The organism is Streptomyces sp. CA-106110, from assembly GCF_050936285.1.
GTDB lineage: Bacteria > Actinomycetota > Actinomycetes > Streptomycetales > Streptomycetaceae > Streptomyces.
In genome coordinates this window covers 3,069,096-3,090,113 of the sequence record NZ_JBNJNB010000001.1, presented here as the reverse complement: position 1 = coordinate 3,090,113, position 21,018 = coordinate 3,069,096, and the positions used below count along the sequence as shown (strand labels likewise).

The 21,018-nt window shown below is 71.3% G+C and carries 20 protein-coding genes; 15 read left to right on the top strand and 5 right to left on the bottom strand.

Annotated features, from left to right (window positions below; translation table 11 throughout):
- The first annotated feature begins 40 nt into the window (after positions 1-40).
- The 5 genes from ACQEXA_RS14165 to ACQEXA_RS14145 all read left to right on the top strand — a co-directional run bounded on the left by ACQEXA_RS14165 (position 41) and on the right by ACQEXA_RS14145 (position 4,521).
- Positions 41-586, top strand: coding sequence for a GNAT family N-acetyltransferase (locus ACQEXA_RS14165; protein ID WP_432934544.1), 546 nt, complete (start codon positions 41-43; stop codon positions 584-586).
- Positions 583-777, top strand: coding sequence for a hypothetical protein (locus tag ACQEXA_RS14160; RefSeq protein WP_432934546.1), 195 nt, complete (start codon positions 583-585; stop codon positions 775-777). The genes ACQEXA_RS14165 and ACQEXA_RS14160 overlap by 4 nt, the downstream gene beginning before the upstream one ends.
- 40 nt (positions 778-817) lie before the next feature.
- Entirely contained in the window at positions 818-2,791 is a 1,974-nt protein-coding gene (locus ACQEXA_RS14155) for a DUF5107 domain-containing protein (protein WP_432934548.1), read from the top strand.
- A gap of 218 nt (positions 2,792-3,009) precedes the next feature.
- The gene (locus ACQEXA_RS14150) at positions 3,010-3,483 is read left to right on the top strand and encodes a phage holin family protein (RefSeq protein WP_432934550.1); all 474 of its coding nucleotides are present in this window, start codon (positions 3,010-3,012) and stop codon (positions 3,481-3,483) included.
- A gap of 3 nt (positions 3,484-3,486) precedes the next feature.
- The gene (locus tag ACQEXA_RS14145; protein ID WP_433130133.1) at positions 3,487-4,521 is read left to right on the top strand and encodes an SDR family oxidoreductase; all 1,035 of its coding nucleotides are present in this window, start codon (positions 3,487-3,489) and stop codon (positions 4,519-4,521) included.
- A gap of 124 nt (positions 4,522-4,645) precedes the next feature.
- On the opposite strand, the gene ACQEXA_RS14140 is transcribed toward ACQEXA_RS14145, so the two are convergent.
- Positions 4,646-5,602, bottom strand: a complete 957-nt coding sequence (locus tag ACQEXA_RS14140; protein WP_432934554.1) for an LLM class F420-dependent oxidoreductase — start codon at positions 5,600-5,602, stop codon at positions 4,646-4,648.
- A 193-nt stretch (positions 5,603-5,795) separates the two neighbouring features.
- Here ACQEXA_RS14140 and ACQEXA_RS14135 point away from each other — a divergent pair, with 193 nt between their 5' ends.
- The 7 genes from ACQEXA_RS14135 (at position 5,796) to ACQEXA_RS14105 (ending at position 11,927) form a co-directional block, all read left to right on the top strand.
- On the top strand, positions 5,796-7,172 hold the full coding sequence (locus ACQEXA_RS14135) for an NAD(P)/FAD-dependent oxidoreductase (protein ID WP_432934556.1): 1,377 nt from the start codon (positions 5,796-5,798) through the stop codon (positions 7,170-7,172).
- The gene (locus tag ACQEXA_RS14130; RefSeq protein WP_433130131.1) at positions 7,169-9,016 is read left to right on the top strand and encodes a transketolase; all 1,848 of its coding nucleotides are present in this window, start codon (positions 7,169-7,171) and stop codon (positions 9,014-9,016) included. Before ACQEXA_RS14135 ends, ACQEXA_RS14130 begins: the two co-directional genes overlap by 4 nt.
- Before the next feature lie 13 nt (positions 9,017-9,029).
- Positions 9,030-9,968 (top strand): non-homologous end-joining DNA ligase, encoded by a 939-nt coding sequence (gene ligD, locus ACQEXA_RS14125; RefSeq protein ID WP_432934560.1) that lies wholly within the window; start codon positions 9,030-9,032, stop codon positions 9,966-9,968.
- 157 nt (positions 9,969-10,125) lie between these two features.
- The gene (locus ACQEXA_RS14120; protein ID WP_432934562.1) at positions 10,126-10,473 is read left to right on the top strand and encodes a gas vesicle protein; all 348 of its coding nucleotides are present in this window, start codon (positions 10,126-10,128) and stop codon (positions 10,471-10,473) included.
- A gap of 166 nt (positions 10,474-10,639) precedes the next feature.
- Positions 10,640-11,440, top strand: a complete 801-nt coding sequence (locus tag ACQEXA_RS14115; protein ID WP_432934564.1) for a GvpL/GvpF family gas vesicle protein — start codon at positions 10,640-10,642, stop codon at positions 11,438-11,440.
- Positions 11,437-11,631: a gas vesicle protein gene (locus ACQEXA_RS14110; RefSeq protein WP_359410249.1), complete on the top strand. Its 195-nt coding sequence runs from the start codon at positions 11,437-11,439 to the stop codon at positions 11,629-11,631. Before ACQEXA_RS14115 ends, ACQEXA_RS14110 begins: the two co-directional genes overlap by 4 nt.
- A complete protein-coding gene (locus tag ACQEXA_RS14105) occupies positions 11,628-11,927 on the top strand; it encodes a gas vesicle protein K (protein ID WP_432934566.1) in 300 nt (99 codons plus the stop codon). Before ACQEXA_RS14110 ends, ACQEXA_RS14105 begins: the two co-directional genes overlap by 4 nt.
- Before the next feature lie 16 nt (positions 11,928-11,943).
- Here the strand turns inward: ACQEXA_RS14105 and ACQEXA_RS14100 are convergent, their stop codons facing one another.
- Both ACQEXA_RS14100 and ACQEXA_RS14095 read right to left on the bottom strand, forming a co-directional pair.
- A complete protein-coding gene (locus ACQEXA_RS14100; protein WP_432939679.1) occupies positions 11,944-12,759 on the bottom strand; it encodes a methyltransferase domain-containing protein in 816 nt (271 codons plus the stop codon).
- Positions 12,760-12,883: 124 nt separating this feature from the next.
- A complete protein-coding gene (locus ACQEXA_RS14095; RefSeq protein WP_433130129.1) occupies positions 12,884-14,377 on the bottom strand; it encodes a bifunctional phosphatase PAP2/diacylglycerol kinase family protein in 1,494 nt (497 codons plus the stop codon).
- 98 nt (positions 14,378-14,475) lie between these two features.
- Between ACQEXA_RS14095 and ACQEXA_RS14090 the strand changes: the two genes are divergently transcribed.
- Positions 14,476-16,095, top strand: coding sequence for an ABC-F family ATP-binding cassette domain-containing protein (locus tag ACQEXA_RS14090; protein ID WP_433130127.1), 1,620 nt, complete (start codon positions 14,476-14,478; stop codon positions 16,093-16,095).
- A gap of 325 nt (positions 16,096-16,420) precedes the next feature.
- Here ACQEXA_RS14090 and ACQEXA_RS14085 read toward each other — a convergent pair whose 3' ends face one another.
- On the bottom strand, positions 16,421-17,968 hold the full coding sequence (locus ACQEXA_RS14085) for a peptidoglycan-binding protein (RefSeq protein ID WP_432934570.1): 1,548 nt from the start codon (positions 17,966-17,968) through the stop codon (positions 16,421-16,423).
- Between the two features lie 573 nt (positions 17,969-18,541).
- On the opposite strand from ACQEXA_RS14085, the gene ACQEXA_RS14080 reads away from it, so the two are divergent.
- A complete protein-coding gene (locus tag ACQEXA_RS14080; protein ID WP_433130125.1) occupies positions 18,542-18,940 on the top strand; it encodes a hypothetical protein in 399 nt (132 codons plus the stop codon).
- Positions 18,928-19,107, top strand: coding sequence for a hypothetical protein (locus tag ACQEXA_RS14075; protein ID WP_433130123.1), 180 nt, complete (start codon positions 18,928-18,930; stop codon positions 19,105-19,107). Before ACQEXA_RS14080 ends, ACQEXA_RS14075 begins: the two co-directional genes overlap by 13 nt.
- Positions 19,108-19,210: 103 nt before the next feature.
- On the opposite strand, the gene ACQEXA_RS14070 is transcribed toward ACQEXA_RS14075, so the two are convergent.
- Positions 19,211-20,800 carry a hypothetical protein gene (locus tag ACQEXA_RS14070; RefSeq protein WP_433130121.1) on the bottom strand — a complete coding sequence of 530 codons (1,590 nt, stop codon included), beginning with the start codon at positions 20,798-20,800 and terminating at the stop codon, positions 19,211-19,213.
- Between the last annotated feature and the right edge of the window lie 218 nt (positions 20,801-21,018).

Below are 21,018 nucleotides of genomic sequence, written 5' to 3'. Positions count from 1 at the left end.
CGGGTCGGCACGGGTGACGCCCTGCACGTACTGTGGCGAGGTGCCGAAGACCCGTGGATATCTCGCCGAAGGCCCCCGCGTGGGCATACGCCACTTCACCTACGAGGACGAGGCCGAGTTCACCGCCCGGGCGCGGGAGAGCAAGGATCTGCATCACCCGTGGCTGTACCCGCCGACCGGTGCGGAGGCCTACGTCGGCTATGCCGGACGGCTGATCCAGGACCCCACGCGGGCGGGGTTCCTGGTGTGCGAGAAGGAGAGCGGGGGCATCGCCGGGTTCATCAACATCAACAACATCGTCGAGGGCGGCTTCCTGTGCGGTGCTCTCGGCTACGGCGCCTTCGCACACGCCGTCGGGCGCGGGCTGATGGCGGAGGGGCTCGGCCTGGTGGTGCGGTACGCCTTCGGACCCATGAGGCTGCACCGCCTCGAGATCAATGTGCAGCCGGGTAACGCGGCCTCGATCGCCCTCGCCCGGCGCTGCGGCTTCCGCCTCGAGGGCTTCTCCCCGGACATGATCTACGTCGACGGGGCCTGGCGGGACCACGAGCGCTGGGCCATCACCGTCGAGATGGTCGGCAGGTGAGCCGGACGCGTACGCGCGTCGCCCCGGACGTTCCCACCGACCTGGGCCTGCGTCCACCGGCCTCCGCACCGCCTGTCTCCCTGTGGCGCGCCGGCCCCCGCAACATCGTCCAGGACCCCGATCCGCGCCTGGAGAGCGCGGACGGGACGCTCCTCGTGCAGGGAGCTGTGTCCTCCTTTGCGGAATCCTGACCGGCACGCACCCTGGTCGGCTCGGCGGTGGACGGGTTCCATGGTGATGGTGACGACCATCCGACGGGACGCAATGACGCTGCCCGCCGCGGCGCTGGGCCCGGACAATCCGCTGCCCCCGCTGCGGCCGCTCGACGAGATGCACCGCATCGAGGACCGCGACAGAGAGGACCTGCCCGGCGACATGGCCCGGCAGATCGGCTACGCGCCGCTGCACAGCCTGCTGCCCGTGCGGGTCAGGGACGGTTACGGCAGAGCGCGGGAGTCCCAGGACCTGGACACCCTCGTGATCGAGAACGACCGGTTGCGCGTCACCGTCCTCCCCGGTCTCGGCGGGCGGATCGCGTCGCTGTTCCACAAGCCGACCGGCCGTGAACTCCTCTACCGCAACCCGGTGTTCCAGCCCGCGTGCTTCGCGCTCAACGGCGCCTGGTTCTCCGGCGGCATCGAGTGGAACATCGGTGCCACGGGGCACACGGCTCTCTCCTGCTCACCCCTGCACGCGGCCCGCGTCACCGCGCCGGACGGCGGCCCCATGCTGCGCCTGTGGGAGTGGGAACGCCTGCGTGACCTGCCCTTCCAGGTCGACCTGTGGCTGCCGGAGGGGTCCGACTTCCTGTACGTCGGCGTCCGCATCCGCAATCCGCACGAGAAGCCCGCGCCCGTGTACTGGTGGTCCAACATCGCGGTCCCGGAGGAGTGCCGGGTCCTGGCCCCGGCGGACGAGGCGTGGCACTTCGGGTACACCCGCCGGCTGAGTCGGGTTTCGATGCCCGTGTACGACGGTGTGGACCGCACCTACCCCGCGAACAGCGTCCACCCCGCCGACTACTTCTACGAGGTGCCCGACGGACGGCGCCGCTGGATCGCCGCGCTCGGCGAGGACGGCAGCGGACTGGTGCAGACGTCCACCGATGTGCTGCGCGGGCGGAAGCTGTTCGTGTGGGGCACGGGCACCGGCGGGCGTCGCTGGCAGGAATGGCTCACCGAACCGGGCACCGGCGGCTACTGCGAGATCCAGGCCGGTCTCGCCCGCACCCAGCTGGAGCACGTACGGCTCGACGCCGGGAGCGAGGTGTCGTGGCTGGAGGCGTACGGGCAGTTGAACACGGCGCGGGAGGGGGAGTGGGCCGCCGTTCTGGAGGGGGCCGAGGCCGGGCTCGAGGCCGCGCTGCCGCGTGCTGCGGTCGAGGCGGCGTACGAGCAGTGGCGGCCCTGCGCCGACGCCGAACCCGGCGAGGTGCTCGCGGTCGGCTCCGGCTGGGGCGCGCTGGAAGTGCTGCGCACCGGTGACAAACTGCCGGGCACACCGTTCGATGAGCAGACCCTCGGCGACGCGCAGGCTCCGTGGCGGGAGCTGCTGCGGACGGGTTCCTTCCCCGAGCCGCGACGGGTCGGTCCGCCCGGGGAGACACTGGTGGCGCCGCACTGGCGGGACATGCTGGAGACCGCGCCCGCCCGGCCGCTGACGGAGTACCACCTGGGGGTCGCGCAGTGGCATGCGGGCGATCGGGCGCAGGCCGTGCGCAGTTGGGAGCGCGCGCTCGAACTCGCGCCGTCCCTGTGGCCGTTGTTGCGCTGCCTCGCCGTCGCGGACAAGGAGGCCGGCGACCGGCAGCGGGCGGCCGACCGCTGGGCGGAGGCTTTCGACGACCTGTGCCAGGAGCGACGCGACGACGGGGAGAGCTGGACGGCCGCCACGGCGGCGCTCGGCCGAGAGGCGATCGAGGCGCTGCTGGCCGTGGGGCGGGTGGCCGACGCGCGCGCCGTGTGGCACCGTCTGCATCCCGCGACGCGCGAGCGCGGCCGCTTCCGGCTGACCGGGGCGGTGCTGCTGCTCGCCGAGGGCGATCCAGAAGGCGCACGGGCCGTCTTCGACGCGGGGTTCGAGGTGGCGGACCTGCGGGAGGGCGCGGAGACGATCAGCGAGCTGTGGGCCCGGGTCACCGACGACCCGCTGCCGGCACGGTACGACTTCCGGATGCGGCCCGAGGAGGGGGACCGGCCGGTGTGACAGGAGGGCGGGCCGCCAGGTCGCCCGCGCGGATACCTCACCCTCGATCCCGTTCGGACCGGGGGCACCCCCGGCGCGGCTCGGGAATCTCCCTGCGCACGAGCCTGGTTGGAACGGCCCGGACAGGAGATCGCCGCGGACGTGTTCCGGGCTGCGGGGGGCGGGGCGAGCCCGCCTCCGAGGCGTTAGGCATGTCCCGGCCCGGGTACCCGGCGGGCATGAACCGCTTGGATCATCTGGAACATCTGGACAAGGACCTGGTCGACGAGCTGGCACAGGTGGCCCGTGAGGCCGTGCGCGACGAGCTGCGCGAGCAGACGCGCAAGCAGCGCCGCACGGCAGCGCTGTACGCCGCGTCCGGTGCCGTCGGCCTGTACGCGGGCGCCGCGGTGGCGCTCGCCCTGGGCCTCGCGCTCTCCCTCGGTCTGCCCGCGTGGGCCGCGGCGCTGATCACGGCGGCGGTGCTGGGCGTGGCGGCATATCTGCTGCGCGGCGCGGCCCGCGCCGGCGGTCACCACCACGGGTCCGCTACGACGGGTGCCGGCGGCAGGACCCTCGGCGCCACGGCGCCCGGCGCGCCGTCGGGCGGGGCCGGCATGCCCTACCCGCCGGTACCGCCCTCCGCACCCGGTGCTCCGGGGACGGCTGGGCCGGGTCCGGACCCCGAAGCCCCGCACCACCGGGCCCGGTGAGCGATGACCGGGGCGTGGTCGGGAGCCCTGCCGAGGCACCGCAAAACGGTCGTGGTGACCGGGGCCAGCGGAGGCGTGGGCCGGGCCACGGCCCTGGCCTTCGCCGCCCGTGGCGACCGGGTCGCCCTGCTGGCCCGGGGCCGCGAGGGCCTCGCCGCGGCCGCGGACGAGGTGAGGCGCGCCGGCGGTGAGGCGCTCGTCGTCCCCGTCGACGTCGCCGACGCGCGGGCGGTCGAGGACGCGGCGCAGCAGATCGTGGACATGTTCGGGCGCATCGACGTCTGGGTCAACAACGCCTTCGCCGGCGTCTTCGCACCGTTCACACAGGTAGCGCCGGACGAGTTCCGCCGGGTCACCGAAGTGACGTACCTCGGCTGTGTGTTCGGCACGCGGGCCGCGCTGCGGCACATGCTGCCCGCGGACCACGGCACGATCGTCCAGGTCGGGTCGGCGCTGGCGTACCGGGGGATCCCGCTGCAGTCGGCGTACTGCGGTGCCAAGCACGCGATCCAGGGCTTCAACGAGTCGCTGCGGTGCGAGCTGCTGCACGACGGGTCCCGGGTGCGGACGACGATGGTGCAGTTGCCCGCCCTCAACACCCCGCAGTTCGACTGGGTGCTGAACCGGATGCCCGGACGGGCGCGACCGGTCGCGCCCGTCTACCAGCCCGAGGTCGCCGCACGCGCGATCGTCCACGCGGCCGGGCACCCGCGGCGCCGGGAGTACTGGGTGGGCGGCTCGACGGCGGCCACGCTGATCGCCAACGCCATGGCCCCGGGGCTGCTGGACCGCTATCTCGCCCGCACGGGATACGACGCGCAGCAGGACAAGGGTGAGCACGAGAGCACGGGAAACCTCTGGTCGCCCGCCGACGGTCCGCACGGCCGGGACTTCGGGGCGCACGGCCGGTTCGACGGCCAGGCCCTGTACGGCAGCCCGGAGGAATGGCTGTCCCGGAACCGGGCCAGGATCGGCGCGGGGCTGCTCGTGGGCGGCCTGGCCACCGTGGTGACCGCTGGTCTCCGCCGTCGTGGCTGATGTATCGGTCCCGGAGGCCTGACCACGGCAGATCGGCCGTCGGGCCGCGGAGGGCCGAAAACGGCAGGCGACCGGTGTCAGCGGGGGCGGACGGCGCCGTCGGCCCCGGCTGACACCGGTCGGCTTACCGCGGCAGCTGCGGCAGCACCTTCGTGCGGTAGAAGTCGAAGAAGCCACGCTGGTCGGGACCGATCTGGTTGACATAGACCCGGTCGAAGCCCGCGTCGGTGAACGCGGTCAGCGCCGCCATATGCTCGTCGACGTCGTTCCCGCACACCCTCTTCTCACGCACCATGTCCTCGGTGATCAGCGGCTGCAGCTGCTCGAAGTGCCTCGGCGAGGGAAGCACCTGGCCCATCTCGCCGGGCAGCAGCTCATTGGCCCACAGCCTGCGCGCCGTACGGACGGCCTCGTCGCGGTCGGTGCCGTAGCAGACCTTGGTGCCGCCGCTGACCGGCTTGGCGCCGCCTCCGCCCTTGCGGAACTGCGTCACCATCGACTCCTCGGGCGTCATCGTGATGTAGCCGTCGCCCACGCGGGCCGCGAGCGACGTCGCTGCGGGGCCGAAGCCGGAGATGTCGATCGGGACGGGTTCGTCGGGCACGGTGTAGAGGCGGGCCTTCTCCACCGTGTAGTGGGTGCCGTAGTGGCTGACCTCCTCGCCGGAGAAGAGCCGGCGTATGACCTGGATCGCCTCCTCCAGCATCTCCAGGCGCACGTTCGTGGGCGGCCAGGCGCCGCCCAGGATGTGCTCGTTGAGCGCCTCGCCCGTGCCGACGCCGAGCCGGAACCGGCCACCGGTCATCACCGCGCTGGTCGCGGCGGCCTGCGCCACGATCGCCGGATGGATCCGCACGGTCGGGCAGGTCACCGCCGTCTCGATCGGCAGCGACACCGCTTCCGAGACCGCGCCGATCACCGACCACACGAACGGGCTCTGACCCTGAGCGTCGTTCCACGGGTGGTAGTGGTCCGAGATCCACAGCGCCTCGAATCCGGCCTGTTCGGCCATCCTCGCCTGGTCGATCAGGTCCGGGGGACCGAACTCCTCGCACGAGAGGAAATAGCCGTACTCGGTCATGGGGGAACCTCCGGAAACGGGGCTTACCGCATCGGTCCCGGGCCGGGTAACCGCCGGGGTTGAGGGCGAAACGCCCGTCCGGTGGCGTTTGGGCGCCCCGACCAGGGGGACGCGGAAGGTCTCGTACGGGTGGCATTCGTGCGCCCGCCAGGCAGACGCAACGACGTCCGCGACGACCGCGCCGGAGGCGAACGTGAGTCGACCCCGCATCCTGATCGTCGGTGCCGGATTCGCCGGGTACCAGACGGCCCGCACCCTGTCCCGGCTGACGCGTGGCCGGGCCGAGATCACCCTGCTCAACCCGACCGACTACTTTCTGTACCTCCCGCTGCTGCCCCAGGTGGCCGCGGGCATCCTGGACCCGCGGCGCGTCACCGTCTCGCTCACCGGCTCGCTGCGCCATGTCCGGCTGGTGCTCGGCGAGGCCGACGGCATCGACCTCGACGCCCGCACCGTGCACTACACCGACCCCGAGGGCCAGGGCGGCACGCTCGGCTACGACCGGCTCGTGATCGCCGTGGGCAGTGTCAACAAACTGCTGCCCATCCCCGGTGTCTCCGAGCACGCACACGGCTTCCGGGGACTGCCCGAGGCGCTGTACCTGCGCGACCACGTGGTCCGTCAGATCGAGCTGGCCGCCGCGGCCGAGGATCCCAAGAACTGTTCGGCCCGCTGCACCTTCGTGGTGGTGGGCGCCGGCTACACCGGCACCGAAGTCGCGGCCCAGGGGCAGCTGTTCACCGACGAGCTGGTACGGCAGCACCCGCTGCGCCACGGTATGCGGCCGCGCTGGATGCTGCTGGACATCGCGCCGCGCGTGCTGCCCGAGATGGACGAGCGGCTCTCCCGGACCGCCGACCGCGTGCTGCGTCGGCGCGGTGTCGACGTGCGGATGGGGACCTCCGTGAAGGAGGCCACGCACGAGGGGGTGCTGCTGACCGACGGCGAGTTCGTCGACACCCGCACACTGGTGTGGTGCGTGGGCGTACGCCCCGACCCGATCGTCGAAGGGCTGGGACGCCCCCTGGAGCGCGGACGGCTGCTCGTCGACCCGTACCTCCAGGTGCCCGGTCAGCCCGAGGTGTTCGCCTGCGGGGACGCGGCCGCCGTCCCCGATCTGGAGAAGCCCGGCCAGTACACGCCGATGACCGCGCAGCACGCCTGGCGGCACGGCAAGGTGGCCGCCCACAATGTCGCGGCCTCCCTCGGCATGGGCTCGAGGCGTGTCTACCGCCATCGCGACCTGGGCTTCGTCGTGGACCTCGCCGGCGTCCAGGCCGCCGCCAATCCGCTCGGCGTGCCCCTGTCCGGGCCGCTCGCCGGCGCCGTCACCCGCGGCTACCACCTCGCCGCGATGCCCGGCAACCGCATCCGGGTCGTCGCCGACTGGCTCCTGGACGCCGTACTTCCACGGCAGTCCGTCCAGCTGGGCCTGGTCCGCTCCTGGTCCGTGCCCCTGGAGTCGGCGTCGCCCGAACTGGCCCGGGTACCCGGAGGCCCGGACACCCCCTCGCTCTCGACGGTTCCGGGCGAGCAGGGGCGCCCCCACGGCACGGAGGAGACCACATGAACACCCGTCAGCTGCACGAACTGGCCCAGCAACTGCGCGTCGACAGCGTCCGCGCCGCCGCGGCGGCCGAATCCGGGCACCCGACCTCTTCGATGTCCGCCGCGGACCTGATGGCCGTCCTGCTGGCGAACCACCTCCACTACGACTTCGAACGCCCCGCGCAACCGGCCAACGACCGGTTCGTCCTGTCCAAGGGCCACGCCTCGCCGCTGCTCTACGCCGCCTACAAGGCCGCGGGAGCGATCAACGAGACCGAGCTGCTCACCTTCCGCAAGCTCGGCAGCCGCCTCGAAGGACACCCCACGCCCCGCCGGCTGCCCTGGGTGGAGACGGCGACCGGCTCGCTCGGCCAGGGCCTGCCCGTCGGCGTCGGCATCGCCCTGGCCGGGAAGCGGCTCGACCGCACCGGATACCGGGTCTGGGTGATGTGCGGGGACAGCGAGCTGGCCGAGGGGTCCGTGTGGGAGGCCGCCGAGCACGCCGGGTACGAGCACCTCGACAACCTGATCACGATCGTCGACGTCAACCGCCTCGGCCAGCGCGGCCCCACCCGCCACGGCCACGACCTCGACGCCTACGCGCGCCGCTTCAAGGCCTTCGACTGGCACACCATCGAGGTCGACGGGCACGACGTGGATGCCGTCGACCGCGCGTACGCCGAGGCCGAGTCCACCACCGGCCAGCCCACCGTGATCCTCGCCCGCACCCTCAAGGGCAAGGGCGTCCCGTCCGTCGAGGGCCGCGAGGGCATGCACGGCAAGCCGCTGCCCGACGCCGACGAGGCGATCGCCGAGCTGGGCGGCGTGCGGCACCTGCGCGTCGAGGTGCAGCAGCCGCCCGCGGCCCGGGTGCTGCACGCCGTGCAGGGCGGCCATCTCGATCTGCCGCGCTACGACGTCGGCGACGAGGTCCCCACCCGTGACGCCTTCGGCCAGGCGCTCGCCGCGCTCGGCCACGCCCGAGGCGACGTCGTCGCCATCGACGGCGAGGTCGGCGACTCCACGCGCGCCGAGTACTTCCACAAGGAGCATCCCGAGCGGTACTTCGAGTGCTACATCGCCGAGCAGCTGATGCTCGGGGTCGCGGTGGGCATGGCGGCGCGCGGCTGGGTGCCGTACGCCTCGACGTTCGCCGCGTTCCTCACCCGCGCCCACGACTTCATTCGCATGGCCTCCATCAGCGGTTCCGGTGTCAACCTGGTCGGGTCGCACGCGGGCTGCTCCATCGGCGAGGACGGAGCCTCGCAGATGGGCCTCGAGGACCTGGCCATGATGCGCTCGGTGTACGGGTCGACCGTGCTGTACCCGTGCGACGCCAACCAGACCGCCAAGCTCGTCGGTTCCATGGCCGGCCTGGAGGGCATCCGCTATCTGCGCACCTCGCGCGGGAAGACACCGGTCATCTACGGCCCGACCGAGGAGTTCCCGGTCGGCGGCAGCAAGGTGCTGCGCACCTCCCCCGAGGACCGGCTCACCGTCGTCGCCGCCGGCGTCACCGTCCACGAGGCGCTGAAGGCCGCCGACCACCTGGCCGAGCAGGACATACCGGTCCGGGTCATCGACCTCTACTCGGTCAAGCCGGTCGACCGGGCCACCCTGCGTGAGGCCGCCGAGCACACCGGCTGCCTGCTCACCGTCGAGGACCACCGCGCGGAGGGCGGCCTCGGCGACGCGGTCCTCGACGCCTTCTCCGACGGGCGCCCGGTGCCCCGTCTGGTGCGCCTCGCCGTCCGTACGATGCCGGGCTCGGCGACCCCCGCCGAGCAGCTCCACGCCGCGGGCATCGACGCCGAGTCCATCGCCGCCGCCGTGCGGCTGCTGGTGGAACACGCCGTCGTGCGGTGACGGAGGGAGCGCCATGACCGGCACGAGCGCCGTGCGGGTGGGCCGTCGTGAGGTGGAGATCCACCGGCCGGACAAGGTGCTGTTCCCGGGCGACGGTGACGGCAAGGAGTACACGAAGGCGGACCTTGTCGCCTACTACCGCGCCGTCGCCCGCTTCATGCTGCCCCATCTGCGCGGCCGCCCCCTGATGCTGGAGCGGCACCCCGACGGTGTCGGCGGACCGCGCTTCATGCAGAAGAACACCCCGGAGCACTACCCGGACTGGATCCACCGCGTCGAGGTGCCCAAGGAGGGCGGCACGGTCTGCCACACCGTGTGCGACGACACGGCCACCCTCGTCTACCTCGCCGACCAGGCCTGTCTGACCCTGCACCGCTGGCTCTCCCGCGTCGGCAGGCCGGAGCGGCCGGACCGGATCGTCTTCGACCTCGACCCCTCCGTGCCCGAAAGGCACGAGGGGACCCGAGGCGACGACTTCGGCCAAGTACGGCGCGCCGCACAGCTGCTGGAGGAACTCCTCGGCGAACTCCGGCTGCCGTCCGGTCTGATGACCACCGGTTCGCGGGGGCTGCACGTCGTCGTGCCGGTCAGCGGCGACCACGACTTCGACGAGGCACGCGAGTTCGCCAAGGACGTGGCCGAGACGCTCGCCGACGCCCACCCCGACCTGCTCACCACGGCCGCCCGCAAGAAGGACCGCGGCGACCGGCTCTACCTGGACGTGCAGCGCAACGCCTACGCGCAGACCGCGGTCGCCCCCTTCAGCGTCCGGGCCCTGCCGGGCGCCCCGGTGGCCATGCCCCTGTCCTGGGACCAACTGGACGACCCGGGGCTGGACGCCCGCCGCTGGACCGTCGCTGACGCGCTGGACCAGGCCCGTACCGAGCCCTGGGACGGGCTGAGGGCGCGCGCGATCGGTCCGGCGCGCAGGCGCCTCGAAGCGCTCCGCTGACGACACCCCGCAGTCGCTCTCTCGCACACGGTGAACAGCTCTTTCCTGCCCCGGTCAGCCGCCGGCCGACCATGCCGGAGCCGTATGGCGTACGGCCGAAAACCAACTTCACAGGTTTGTGCGGAAGACACTGGGCACTCGGCTTAACGAGGTCGCCATGTCAAACACATCAAGCGCATCGAATTCACGGGATTCGCCCAAAAGCTCAGGGGGCGGTTCGGCCAAGGGCCGGCTGCGCCCCACAGAAGTGGTGCACGAGGCACGTGCCCAGTTCGCGGAGCTGACCGGCATGACCCCCGAGTCCGTGTCGTCCTTCGAGCGTACGGAGGACGGCTGGGAACTGCAGATCGAGGTCCTGGAGCTCGCCCGGGTCCCCGACACCATGAGCCTTCTGGCGAGCTACGAGGTGGAGCTCACCGCCGACGGTGAGCTCACCGGATACCGGCGCGTTCGCCGTTACGAGCGCGGGAGGGCCGACGCACATCGGCCTGGCGGTCGCCAGTAGACCGCGGTCCCGCGCACATTCCGACAGACCCGACAGACAAGGAGGACCGGTCGGTATGACCGTTGTCCCGGCACAGCAGACCGGCGGAGGTCGAGGGCGCTCGCACTCGCCGCAGAGAACCGCAGCAGGTCGAGGGCACTCGCACTCGCCGTAGAAAGGAGTCGTCGTGACCGCGCTGCGCTACGTCTACGCGGTCTGCCGCCCCCTCAGCGCCCCTCTCCAGGCCCAGCTGACGGGGGTGGCGGGCGTTCCGGCCCGGCAGCTGGAACACCACGGGCTCATCGCCGTGCTCAGCCAGGTCGCCGAGGAGGACTTCGCCGAGGAGCCGCTCAAGGAGCATCTGGAGGACCTGGAGTGGCTCACCGCCACGGCCCGCGCCCACCAGAACGTCATCGACGCGCTCACCGGCGTGACCACTGCGCTGCCGCTGCGGCTGGGCACCGTGTTCCGTGACGACAGCGGCGTCCGCGTGATGATCGAGGAACGCGAGGAGGACTTCCGGCGGGCTCTGGAGCGGCTGGAGGGGCGCGTCGAATGGGGCGTCAAGGTCTACGTCGAGGAGGAGACGAAGGACGAGACGGGCGAGGCGGCCGATGAGGAGGCGCGGGCGGACGTCCGCCCCGCGGAGCGGGCCGCCTCGGGACGGGACTACCTCCGCCGGCGCCGTATGCAGACCATGGCCCACGAGGAGAAGTGGCAGAAAGCGGAGGAATTCGCGCGCCGGCTCCATGAAAGGCTTTCGGCGCAGGCCGAGGACTCCCGGCTGCACGCTCCTCAGAACCCGACGCTCTCTGGGGCTTCGGGGCGCAATGTACTCAACGCCTCCTATCTGGTGCCCCGGTCCCATTCCGAGGAATTCGTGGAATGGGTGGACCGCACCGAGGACGACACTCCCGGAATCCGGGTGGAACTCACCGGCCCATGGGCTGCCTATTCCTTCACGGGACTTTCGGAAGGTGCGCCGTGACCGCCGTCGAGCACCGGGAGATCGCCCTGGTCGACCTGCTCGACCGGCTGCTCGCGGGCGGGGTCGTGATCACCGGCGACATCACCTTGCGCATCGCGGACGTCGATCTGGTCCGCATCGATCTGAACGCCTTGATCAGCTCTGTCAACGCACAAGTCCCCTCGCCCTGGCCGGAGGCCGAAGCACCATGACCGACAGGACGCCCGGCAAGCGGCGCAACCGGCTGGACCTGGAGCCCGACACCGTGGAGCGTGACCTGGTCAAGCTGGTCCTCACCGTCGTGGAACTGCTCCGCCAGCTGATGGAGCGGCAGGCACTGCGCCGGTTCGACACGGGGGAGCTGACCGAGGACCAGGAGGAACGGATCGGGCTGACGCTGATGCTGCTCGAGGACCGTATGGCCGAACTGCGGCTCCGCTACGGCCTGCGGCCCGAGGACCTGAATCTGGACCTCGGGCCGCTCGGGCCGTTGCTTCCGCGCGACTGATCGCCGACCGTGCGGATCAGGCCTCTTTCCGGCCCAGGATTTCGCCGTGCAGGACCGAGAACCAGCCGTCCTCCCGCCGCCCCCATTCCCGCCAGGCCGCCGCAACGGCCCGCAGTTCCACCGGGGTTGAGTGCCCCCCTTCCACCGCCCGGTCCGCGTACGCCGAGTCGACGGTCCGGTCCGCCCACAGCCCGCTCCACCAGTCACGCTCCTCGGCCGTGGCGAAGGTCCAGGTGCTGGAGGTCGCGGTGACCTCCCGGAGGCCGGCACTCAGCGCCCACGCCTTCAGCCTCCGCCCGGCGTCCGGCTCACCGCCGTTGGACCGAGCGACCCGGCGGTACAGGTCCAGCCAGTCGTCCAGGCCCTCGGAGGCCGGATACCAGGTCATCGCCGCGTAGTCGGCGTCGCGGACGGCGACGAAGCCGCCCGGCCTGGTCACCCGGACCATCTCGCGCAGCGCCTGCACCGGGTCGCCCACGTGCTGGAGCACCTGATGGGCGTGGACCACGCAGAAGGTGTCGTCCGGGTACTCCAGTGCGTGCACGTCGGCGACCGCGAAGTCCACATTGGTCAGCCCGCGCCCGGCGGCCGTGGCCCTGGCCTGCTCCAGAATCCCGGGCGCGCGGTCCACGCCGGTGACCCGGCCGTCGGGGACCAGTTCGGCCAGGTCCGCGGTAATGGTGCCGGGGCCGCAGCCGATGTCCAGGATCCGCATGTGCGGTTTGAGGGAGCCGAGGAGGTACGCCGCCGAGTTGGCGGCGGTCCGCCAGGTGTGCGAGCGCAGCACGGACTCATGGTGGCCGTGCGTGTAGACGGCCGTCTCCTTCGGCATGGGTGTCCCCTCTCGTCGTACGACCCCGGGCCCGGCCGCGGGGCGCTGCACACCACGGTAGGCGCTCATGCCGCATATTGAGACCGGCGTATTGCCATGTGGACACAGCGGAAGGGTCCGGTGGTCAGCGGCGGGGGAGCGGACGGTAGACGGTCAGCGCCTCGGAGAGCTTTTCGAGCGTCACCTCGCCATGGACCTCGGTGACCTCGCCGTCGTACGCGAGCGGGGTGCCCGGAGCCACTCCGTCCAGGCGCAGTCGCCTGACCCGGACGGCCGCGTGTGCCGGGGAGCGGGACAGGGGACCCGCGAAGGCGGCGGCCAGCAGGCGGGCGGCCGGCCCGCGGCCGCCGTGCACGACCCGTACGTCGAGCCGCCCGTCCGCCAGGTCGTGGCGCCGGGCCGGGGCGAGGCCCATGCGGTGGTAGGTGCCGTTGCCGGCGAAGAGCAGCCACAACGGGCGGGTGCGCCCGGAGAGTCGCACGCGCAGCGGATGACGGTCGGCGCGCAGGACGCGCAGGGCGGCGACGACCCCGGCGGGCCAGCCGCCGATCCGGCCGGACCAGTGCTCCCGCTCGCGCACCAGCTCCGGATACACGCCCAGGCTGCACGTGTTCACGAAGCAGCCGCTGGCCGTCTTCGAGGAGAAGCGGCCCACGTCGACCCTGACCGCGTCGCCCCGCTGGAGGGCGCGCACGGTGTCACGTATGTTCTCGATGCCGAGGTCGAGGGCGAAGTGGTTGAGGGTCCCGCCCGGCAGGACCGCCAGCGGGAGGCCGTGCCGCAGGGCGACGTCGGCGGCGGCGTTCACCGTGCCGTCGCCGCCGCACACGCCGAGGACGAGGGCGCGGGCGGCGGCCTTCTCCAACTCGGTGCGGACCTCGGACGGTTCGCACTCCACCGTCTCGGCGCCCGGAAGGGCCTCCTCGAGTGCGCGGACCCGCTCGGCGGTCCCCGAGCCCCGGTTCGCCACGACCACGAGCCCGGTCCCGTCGGGCAGCGCGGGTACGTTCGCATGCCGGTTCCCGGGCGGCGGCACCAGATCGCGGGTCGGCACGAGGCCCCGTACGGCATAGGCGGCACCCACGCCCAGGGCCGCACCCGCGAGGACGTCGCTCGGGAAGTGGACGCCGGTGTAGACGCGGGAGACGGCCACGGCGGCGGCTAGCGGCGCGACCACCGCGCCCCAGCCACGCGACTCCAGGGCGACACCCGCCGCGAAGGCGGCGGCCGAGGCCGAGTGCCCCGAGGGGAACGACGTGGTGATGGGCCGGCGCTTGAGCCTGTGGACGGCGGGCACCGGGTCGAGGACCGGCCGGGGACGGCGGACCGTCCGCTTGCCGATAGTGTTGATGGTGGCGGAGGCCAGCGCCAGCGAGGCGACACCGCGGGTGGCCGCCCTGCGGGCACGGGGCGTCCGGGCGGCGGCCACGGCGGCGGCCGTCGCGAACCACAGGACACCGTGGTTGGCGACCCGGCTGAGCCCGGGAAGCAGCGGGTCGGCCCCCGGCCAGTGCCGGGCGGCGACGGACTCGAACAGGCGGCAGTCGGCGGCGAGCAGACGGTCGCGCAGCGGATGCGGGCCCGGCGGACGCAGGGTGAGGTCGACATCTGGGGTCATGCAAGGCGGCTACCCCGAGATGCCCGAACCCTGCCCGGGCTCCCGCCCCGGCGATAAACGATTGCCCAGGCCGGGTGCGTCTGCCCACAATGCGCCGCATGGGACACCTTGAAGCCGCGCACCTCGAGTACTACCTCCCGGACGGGAGGGCGCTCCTCGGCGATGTGTCCTTCCGGGTCGGCGAAGGCGCGGTCGTCGCGCTCGTCGGACCCAACGGCGCCGGGAAGACGACACTGTTGCGGCTGCTGTCGGGAGAGCTGAAACCGCACGGCGGATCGGTCACCACAAGCGGCGGGCTCGGGGTCATGCGGCAGTTCGTGGGTTCGGTACGAGACGAGACGACCGTACGGGAGCTCCTGGTCTCCGTCGCCCCGCCCCGTATCCGCGAGGCCGCCCGCGCCGTGGACGCCGCCGAGCACGCCGTCATGACGGTCGACGACGAGGCCTCCCAGCTCAAGTACGCACAGGCGCTCGCCGACTGGGCCGAGGCCCGGGGATACGAGGCCGAGACGCTGTGGGACATGTGCACCACGGCGGCGCTCGGCATTCCCTACGACCGGGCCCAGTGGCGCCAGGTCCGCACCCTCTCCGGCGGCGAGCAGAAGCGGCTGGTCCTCGAGGCGCTGCTGCGCGGCACCGACGAGGTCCTGCTGCTGGACGAGCCCGACAACTACCTCGACGTGCCCGGAAAGCGGTGGCTGGAGGAGCGGCTGGAGGAGACCCGCAAGACCGTGCTGTTCGTCTCCCACGACCGGGAACTGCTGGCCCGCGCAGCACGGCGGATCGTCTCCCTGGAGCCGAGCCCCACGGGTGCCGACGCCTGGGTGCACGGCGGCGGATTCGCCACGTACGGCGAGGCCCGCCGCGAACGCTTCGCGCGCTTCGAGGAGTTGCGCCGGCGCTGGGACGAGAAGCACGCCCAGCTGAAGAAGCTGGTGCTGAGCCTGCGCCAGGCCGCCACCGTCAGCCATGAGCTGGCCTCCCGCTACCAGGCGGCCCAGACCCGGCTGCGCAAGTTCGAGGAAGCCGGGCCGCCGCCCGAGCCGCCGCGCGAGCAGGACATCAGGATGCGGCTCAAGGGCGGCCGTACCGGGGTCAGGGCCGTCACCTGCGAGGAACTCGAGCTGACCGGCCTGATGAAACCCTTCGACCTGGAGGTCTTCTACGGCGAGCGGGTCGGCGTCCTCGGCTCGAACGGCTCCGGCAAGTCGCACTTCCTGCGGCTGCTCGCGGGCGGCGACGTGGCGCACACGGGGCTGTGGCGGCTCGGTGCGCGCGTGGTGCCCGGGCACTTCGCCCAGACCCATGCGCATCCCGAACTGGAGGGCCGTACGCTCCTGGACATCCTCTGGAAGGAGCACGCGCAGGACCGGGGTGCGGCGATGTCCCGGCTGCGGCGCTACGAGCTGACCGCGCAGGCCGAACAGCACTTCGACCGGCTGTCCGGCGGTCAGCAGGCACGTTTCCAGATCCTTCTGCTCGAGTTGCAGGGCGTCACCGCCCTGCTGCTCGACGAGCCGACCGACAACCTGGACCTGGAGTCCGCGGAGGCGCTCCAGAAGGGCCTGGAGGCGTTCGAGGGCACGGTCCTCGCGGTCACCCACGACCGGTGGTTCGCCCGTTCCTTCGACCGCTATCTGGTCTTCGGCAGCGACGGACGGATCCGTGAGACCCCAGAACCGGTCTGGGACGAGCGGCGGGTGGAGCGGGCGCGCTAGCCGTTGAGGGACCGCGCACGACTGATGCCGGGCGGGCCCTGCCGCGGTGCTGGGACGAAGACCAAGTGAACGCCCTGAAGGGGTGGAAGGCGGCAGTCCCGCCGCCTTCCACCCCGTCAGACAGGTTCCGACGCAGCGGACGTCGCAGCACCATGCGAACCGGATCCCGGTCCCGCCCGGCGTTTGCGTGGCTCGGCCCGTGGTCCCTGGACCGACGCGTGCCGCGGCGGCTGTCGGCGACGGCCTCCGGCGGGTGGGCCGCCGCACCCGGGCTTGCGGGTGCGGCGGCCGGTCGGCTTTTCCCGGTCCTTGGTCCGGTGCCCGATCAGCGGACCCGGATGAAGACCACGTCGTACCCCGAGTTCTTACTGCGGTTCTTGACGTAGACGCCGTCTTTCCCGCCCTTGGGGTTGCCGGTGTTGCCTTCGACGGTGGTGAAGGTGGAGCCGCTCACCGTTCTCACGATGCCGATGTGCTCGTTCCCGTCGTTGAAATTGCTGCCGCCGTTCCAGTCGAAGGCCACGATGTCGCCAGGCTGCGGGTTGGTCGTCACCGAAAGGTGGTAGCGACCGGCCCGTGCCTGATTGACCCAACCCACGACGTAGGTGTTGCGGTAGGGGGTGGCCCCTGTCTGCTTGGCCACCCAGCTCACGAAGGTCGCGCACCAGGCGTAGTTGTTGGTGGACAGGGAAAGGCCCACGGCCGCCCCGTAGCTGTTCGCCCGGGCGCTGCCCTCAACCGTGCCGACCTCGGCTGCGGCCACAGCGAGGATCTTGCTGTACCCGCCGCCGGGCGGGGGCGACGACGGCGGGGTGACCGCGCCGTACAGAGCCGCCTTGGTGTTCGGCCCGACCTGGCCGTCGACCGCGAGGCCCTTCTCGGCCTGGAAAGCCCGCACCGCGCCGTCGGTCAGCGGCCCGAAGTCGCCGTCAACGGCAAGATCGGCCCCGTGCTGGTTGAGCAGGCTCTGCAGTTCGGTGACACAGCCGCTGCGCTGGCCCTTCACGATCACGCTCGGGCACGAGCTGGACTTCAGGTTGATCGGCGCCGGTGCGCCGCTGCCGCCGCCACCGCTGATGTTCGAGTACAGGGCGCCCTTGGTCTGTGGCCCGACCTTGCCGTCGACTGCCAGGCCGCGCGCGGACTGGAACGACTTCACGGCCGCCAGAGTCAGGGGGCCGAACCCGCCGTCAACGGCGAGGTGCTGGCCCTTGCCGTTGAGCAGGGCCTGCAGCGTCGCGACGCAGCCGCCGCTCTGCCCCTCCACGATCACCGACGGGCAGGACGTCGACCGCAGGTCCAAACCTGTCGCCGGCGACTCGTCGGTATCGTAGAGCTTCCGTTTGGTGTTCGGTCCGACCTGGCCGTCGACTGCCAGGCCGAACGCGGACTGGAAGCTTCGGACCGCGCTGTACGTCTGCGACCCGAAATTGCCGTCCACGTTGATCGCGTAACCGTGGTGGCGGAGCAGCCGCTGCAGTTCGGTGACGCATCCGCCCTTATAGCCCCTGACGATGTTCGCCGGGCACGACGAGGACATGAGGTTGACCGGCGCGGGCGCCGTGCCCCCGGTCGCGTACAGCTTGGCCTTGGTCTGGGGGCCCACCAGCCCGTCCACGGCGATCGCGGTGGCGGACTGGTACGCGCGTACCGCGTAGAGCGTCTTCGACCCGAACGAGCCGTCCACCACCAGGCCGGCACCGTGGGCGTTGAGCAGCTTCTGCAGCTCCGTGACGCAGCCGCTCACCTGGCCTCGCTGGATCACCTTGGGGCAGGACGAGGAGGTCAGGTTGATCGGTGCCGGCGCCGCCACCGCCGGGCCGGCGCCGAACAGGGTGCCTGCCGCGAAGATCGCTGCGGTCGTCGCGGACACCACTATTCGGGCACGCCAAGCCGGTCTCGCGCCCATGGTGCCCCGACGCTGGACGCGTGTTTTGCCGGCAGGAACGTGGAATGCGTTTCTCATGACTGCGGAATGTCTCCTTCGTCGGATAGGTCACTGGGGTAAGGCTTTCGCTGGCTCACGGCACAGCGTTGGCACGGACGAGCCGGAGGGTTCCGTTCCGCTACCCGTTGGACGTGTCCATGGCTTTTTCAAACCGGACGAACCCCAGGGTCCGGAGGGTTCCATTCCGTTATTCGTGGGCGTTTCTGCAACTTTCCAGACCAGACGAATCCCGGGGCGCAGAAGCGGGCAAAACGGACAGTCGGGTTCACGGCCCAAGATGGGGCAAAGGTTTCCTATCGGTTAACGCCACGAATAGGGGCAATGCCAAAAGTCACTTACCGAAACAGAGCTGCATGAACGGGGCTAACTCCCGCCAGCAGTCCGCGACGCCCTCGCCCGGGCCTGACCCCGGCGCACCGATCCCGACAGGAGGCCTCTATCTCACCGCGACCCCACTCTTTCGCTGCCCGTCCGCTACACAGCCTCGCTCTGCGGCCCATGCCGCCCGGAGTGCGCGGCGCACTCGTCCACCTCGTCTCCGCCCTTCCCATCGGGCCGCTCAACATCTCCTGGCTCCCGGCCGACGCCCCCAGGCTCCCTCTCGGCCGCATCCGCCTGCACTGGGAGCCCGTGTCCCTGTCGGGCTGGAACGTCACCGCCTACCTCGGGTTGACCAACGCCGACGTCCATCTCGCTTCCCGGCTCGCCGCGCCCGACGACTGGCCGCACCTGGTCCGCCTGACCATCCACGAGGTACGCGGCCCTCGCGGTGGCCACCGCCGCCCCCGACCTCTCCCATTCGACTCGCCGAGGTCTGACCGCAACCGCAAAGGCCGCCCCGTGCCGATCAGGCAGGGGCGGCCTTGCCAGGTCCAGGCAGCGCCGTGCTCCGGCTGATTGTCGGCAACGCCATCGCATCGGTCCGCAGCGACGAAGCCTCGGCGGAGGAGGCGATCCTCAACGCGGCTGTCCACGGCTGGTACGAGGGCGATGTCCAGGGCGAGGACGACTGCCCTGGCTGCGACTTCCGGGGCCAGCTTCCCAAGCCCAGCAACCGCAGTTGAGCGCGGCTAGGTCTCCTTGGTGGTCAGAACACGTGCACTTTGCTTGAGTTTCATCCGGCTTTGAGTCGGGCGGTGCGGGTGTAGTGCGCGACGGACTTGTCGATCACGGCGAGGGCGTCGCGCAGCGGTGGGGGTGCGGGTGGGGTGTTGGCTGCCAGCAGGGTCGTAACAGCCGGTCGTGGACCTTGGTGTAGAAGATCGCGACTCGTTGGCCGTCGTCGGTCAGCACGTAGGTGTTGGTGTGCTCCAGGCGGCGGATCAGTCCGTTGCGGCGTAGCCGGGCAAGGTCGTAGCCCATCTGATTGGTCGAGTATGGGGTGCCCAGCAGGGCGCTCACCTGGGCGCGAAGGCTCCGGTTGGTGAACCCGACGACGGTGGTTAGCAGGATGGACAGGGCGCCGGCCAGGGCCATGACCCGGGGGTCGCCGAACCGCAGGGCCGGGGCCCTCCTGCCGTCGGTGGTCACCGAGGGCAGCGCGACCCGCTCAAAGGCTGGGCTCGCAAGGACGCAGCCCTGGCCGACGCGTTCAGCGTGCAGCAGTCGGGCGTTGACGGCACGGGCTTTGGTCTGAAGTTCCTCGAGGTGGTCCAGGCGGCGCAGGACTGCGAGGTCCTTCGGGGAGTTGACGACGGTCTCGATGCGCAGTGCCCGGCCTTCTTTGAGGTACTGCTTGATCCTGGAGTGCTTGTAGAACAGGTTGACCGTGACGTCGACGCCACGGGTGACCACCTTGGTGGCGAACCCGGTCTGGGTGTCCGAGCGGATGCGTCGGTCGAAGATGTAGGAGATCTCGTCCGGGCGGCCCAGTCCGAGGTTGTCGCTGACCAGGGCGTCGAAGAACGTTCGAGCGTTGCGGGGTGCGTCGAAGACCAGGGTGCGCGAGACCTCGATCTGGCGCATGGACAGCTCCCACCAGTAGCCGCCGTCGCGTTCGCGTGGACCGAAGGGCAGGGGCAGTTGGGCCATCCAGCGCTCGAAGAACACGGCGATGGCGCCGGAGTCCAGCCGGTCGCAGATCGCCTGTAGTCCGGGCGTATCGCCGCAGGAGGCGAACCCGTTGGACAGGGCCGTGAACGCGATCCCGGCTTGGGCGGCCTGCTGTTTGGCCCACTCGTGGCCGTTGACCCACACCTTGATCGGGTAAGGGAAGTAGGAGCAGATCTTGATGAACGCCGGGCCGAAGTCGGAGTCCCACAGGTAGAAGTAGAAGCAGGTCACCCGCCGGTCAGCCTTGTCGAAACCGAAGCACACGGCTCCGGGTGTGGTAGCCCGGTCGTAGCCGGTGAACACCCGTTGGAACTCTTGGGCCACGCCGATCGCGACCACCTGTGGGCGACCGGACGCCTGCGCGGCGGCCAGGTACGGCTTCATCACGTCGGCCTTGCGGGCGTCCTTCGCGAAGCGGACCACCGGGATGTGCTCGTCGCGGGCAAAGCGGGCCACTGCCGCGCGGAAGCGGTCGCCGATCTGCCCCAGCAGTGCCGGCGAGGGGGCCGGGTGACCCAAGTGCCCGGTGAGGAACGTCACCACCTGGCCGCCGACTTGAAGGTTCGGCACATAGCCGTTGAGGTAGATCCGGTCCAGGCACTCCAGATCGAGCGCGACATGTCCGTCGAGTACGTCGTGGACGGTGACTGCTCCGGCTGCGTTGCCCGCTGCGATCGCCCTGCGCGCCTGTGCACCAGCCGTCACCCTGACCACCGCCCAACCGAGCACACGAACCAGCTGCTCGCAGCGTCCACCCACCCACCGCGGCTGTCATTCGAACGCCCGGACACCCACCTCGGCGGTCCGAGGCTGGCCTCACTGGGAGCGCGGGTCAGTAACGGCAACCCGCCTGCGGTTCGTGGTTATTCATGCGGGATGATCACGGTATGCATGGTGGCGATGGGCTGTTCGAGGTCGAGCCA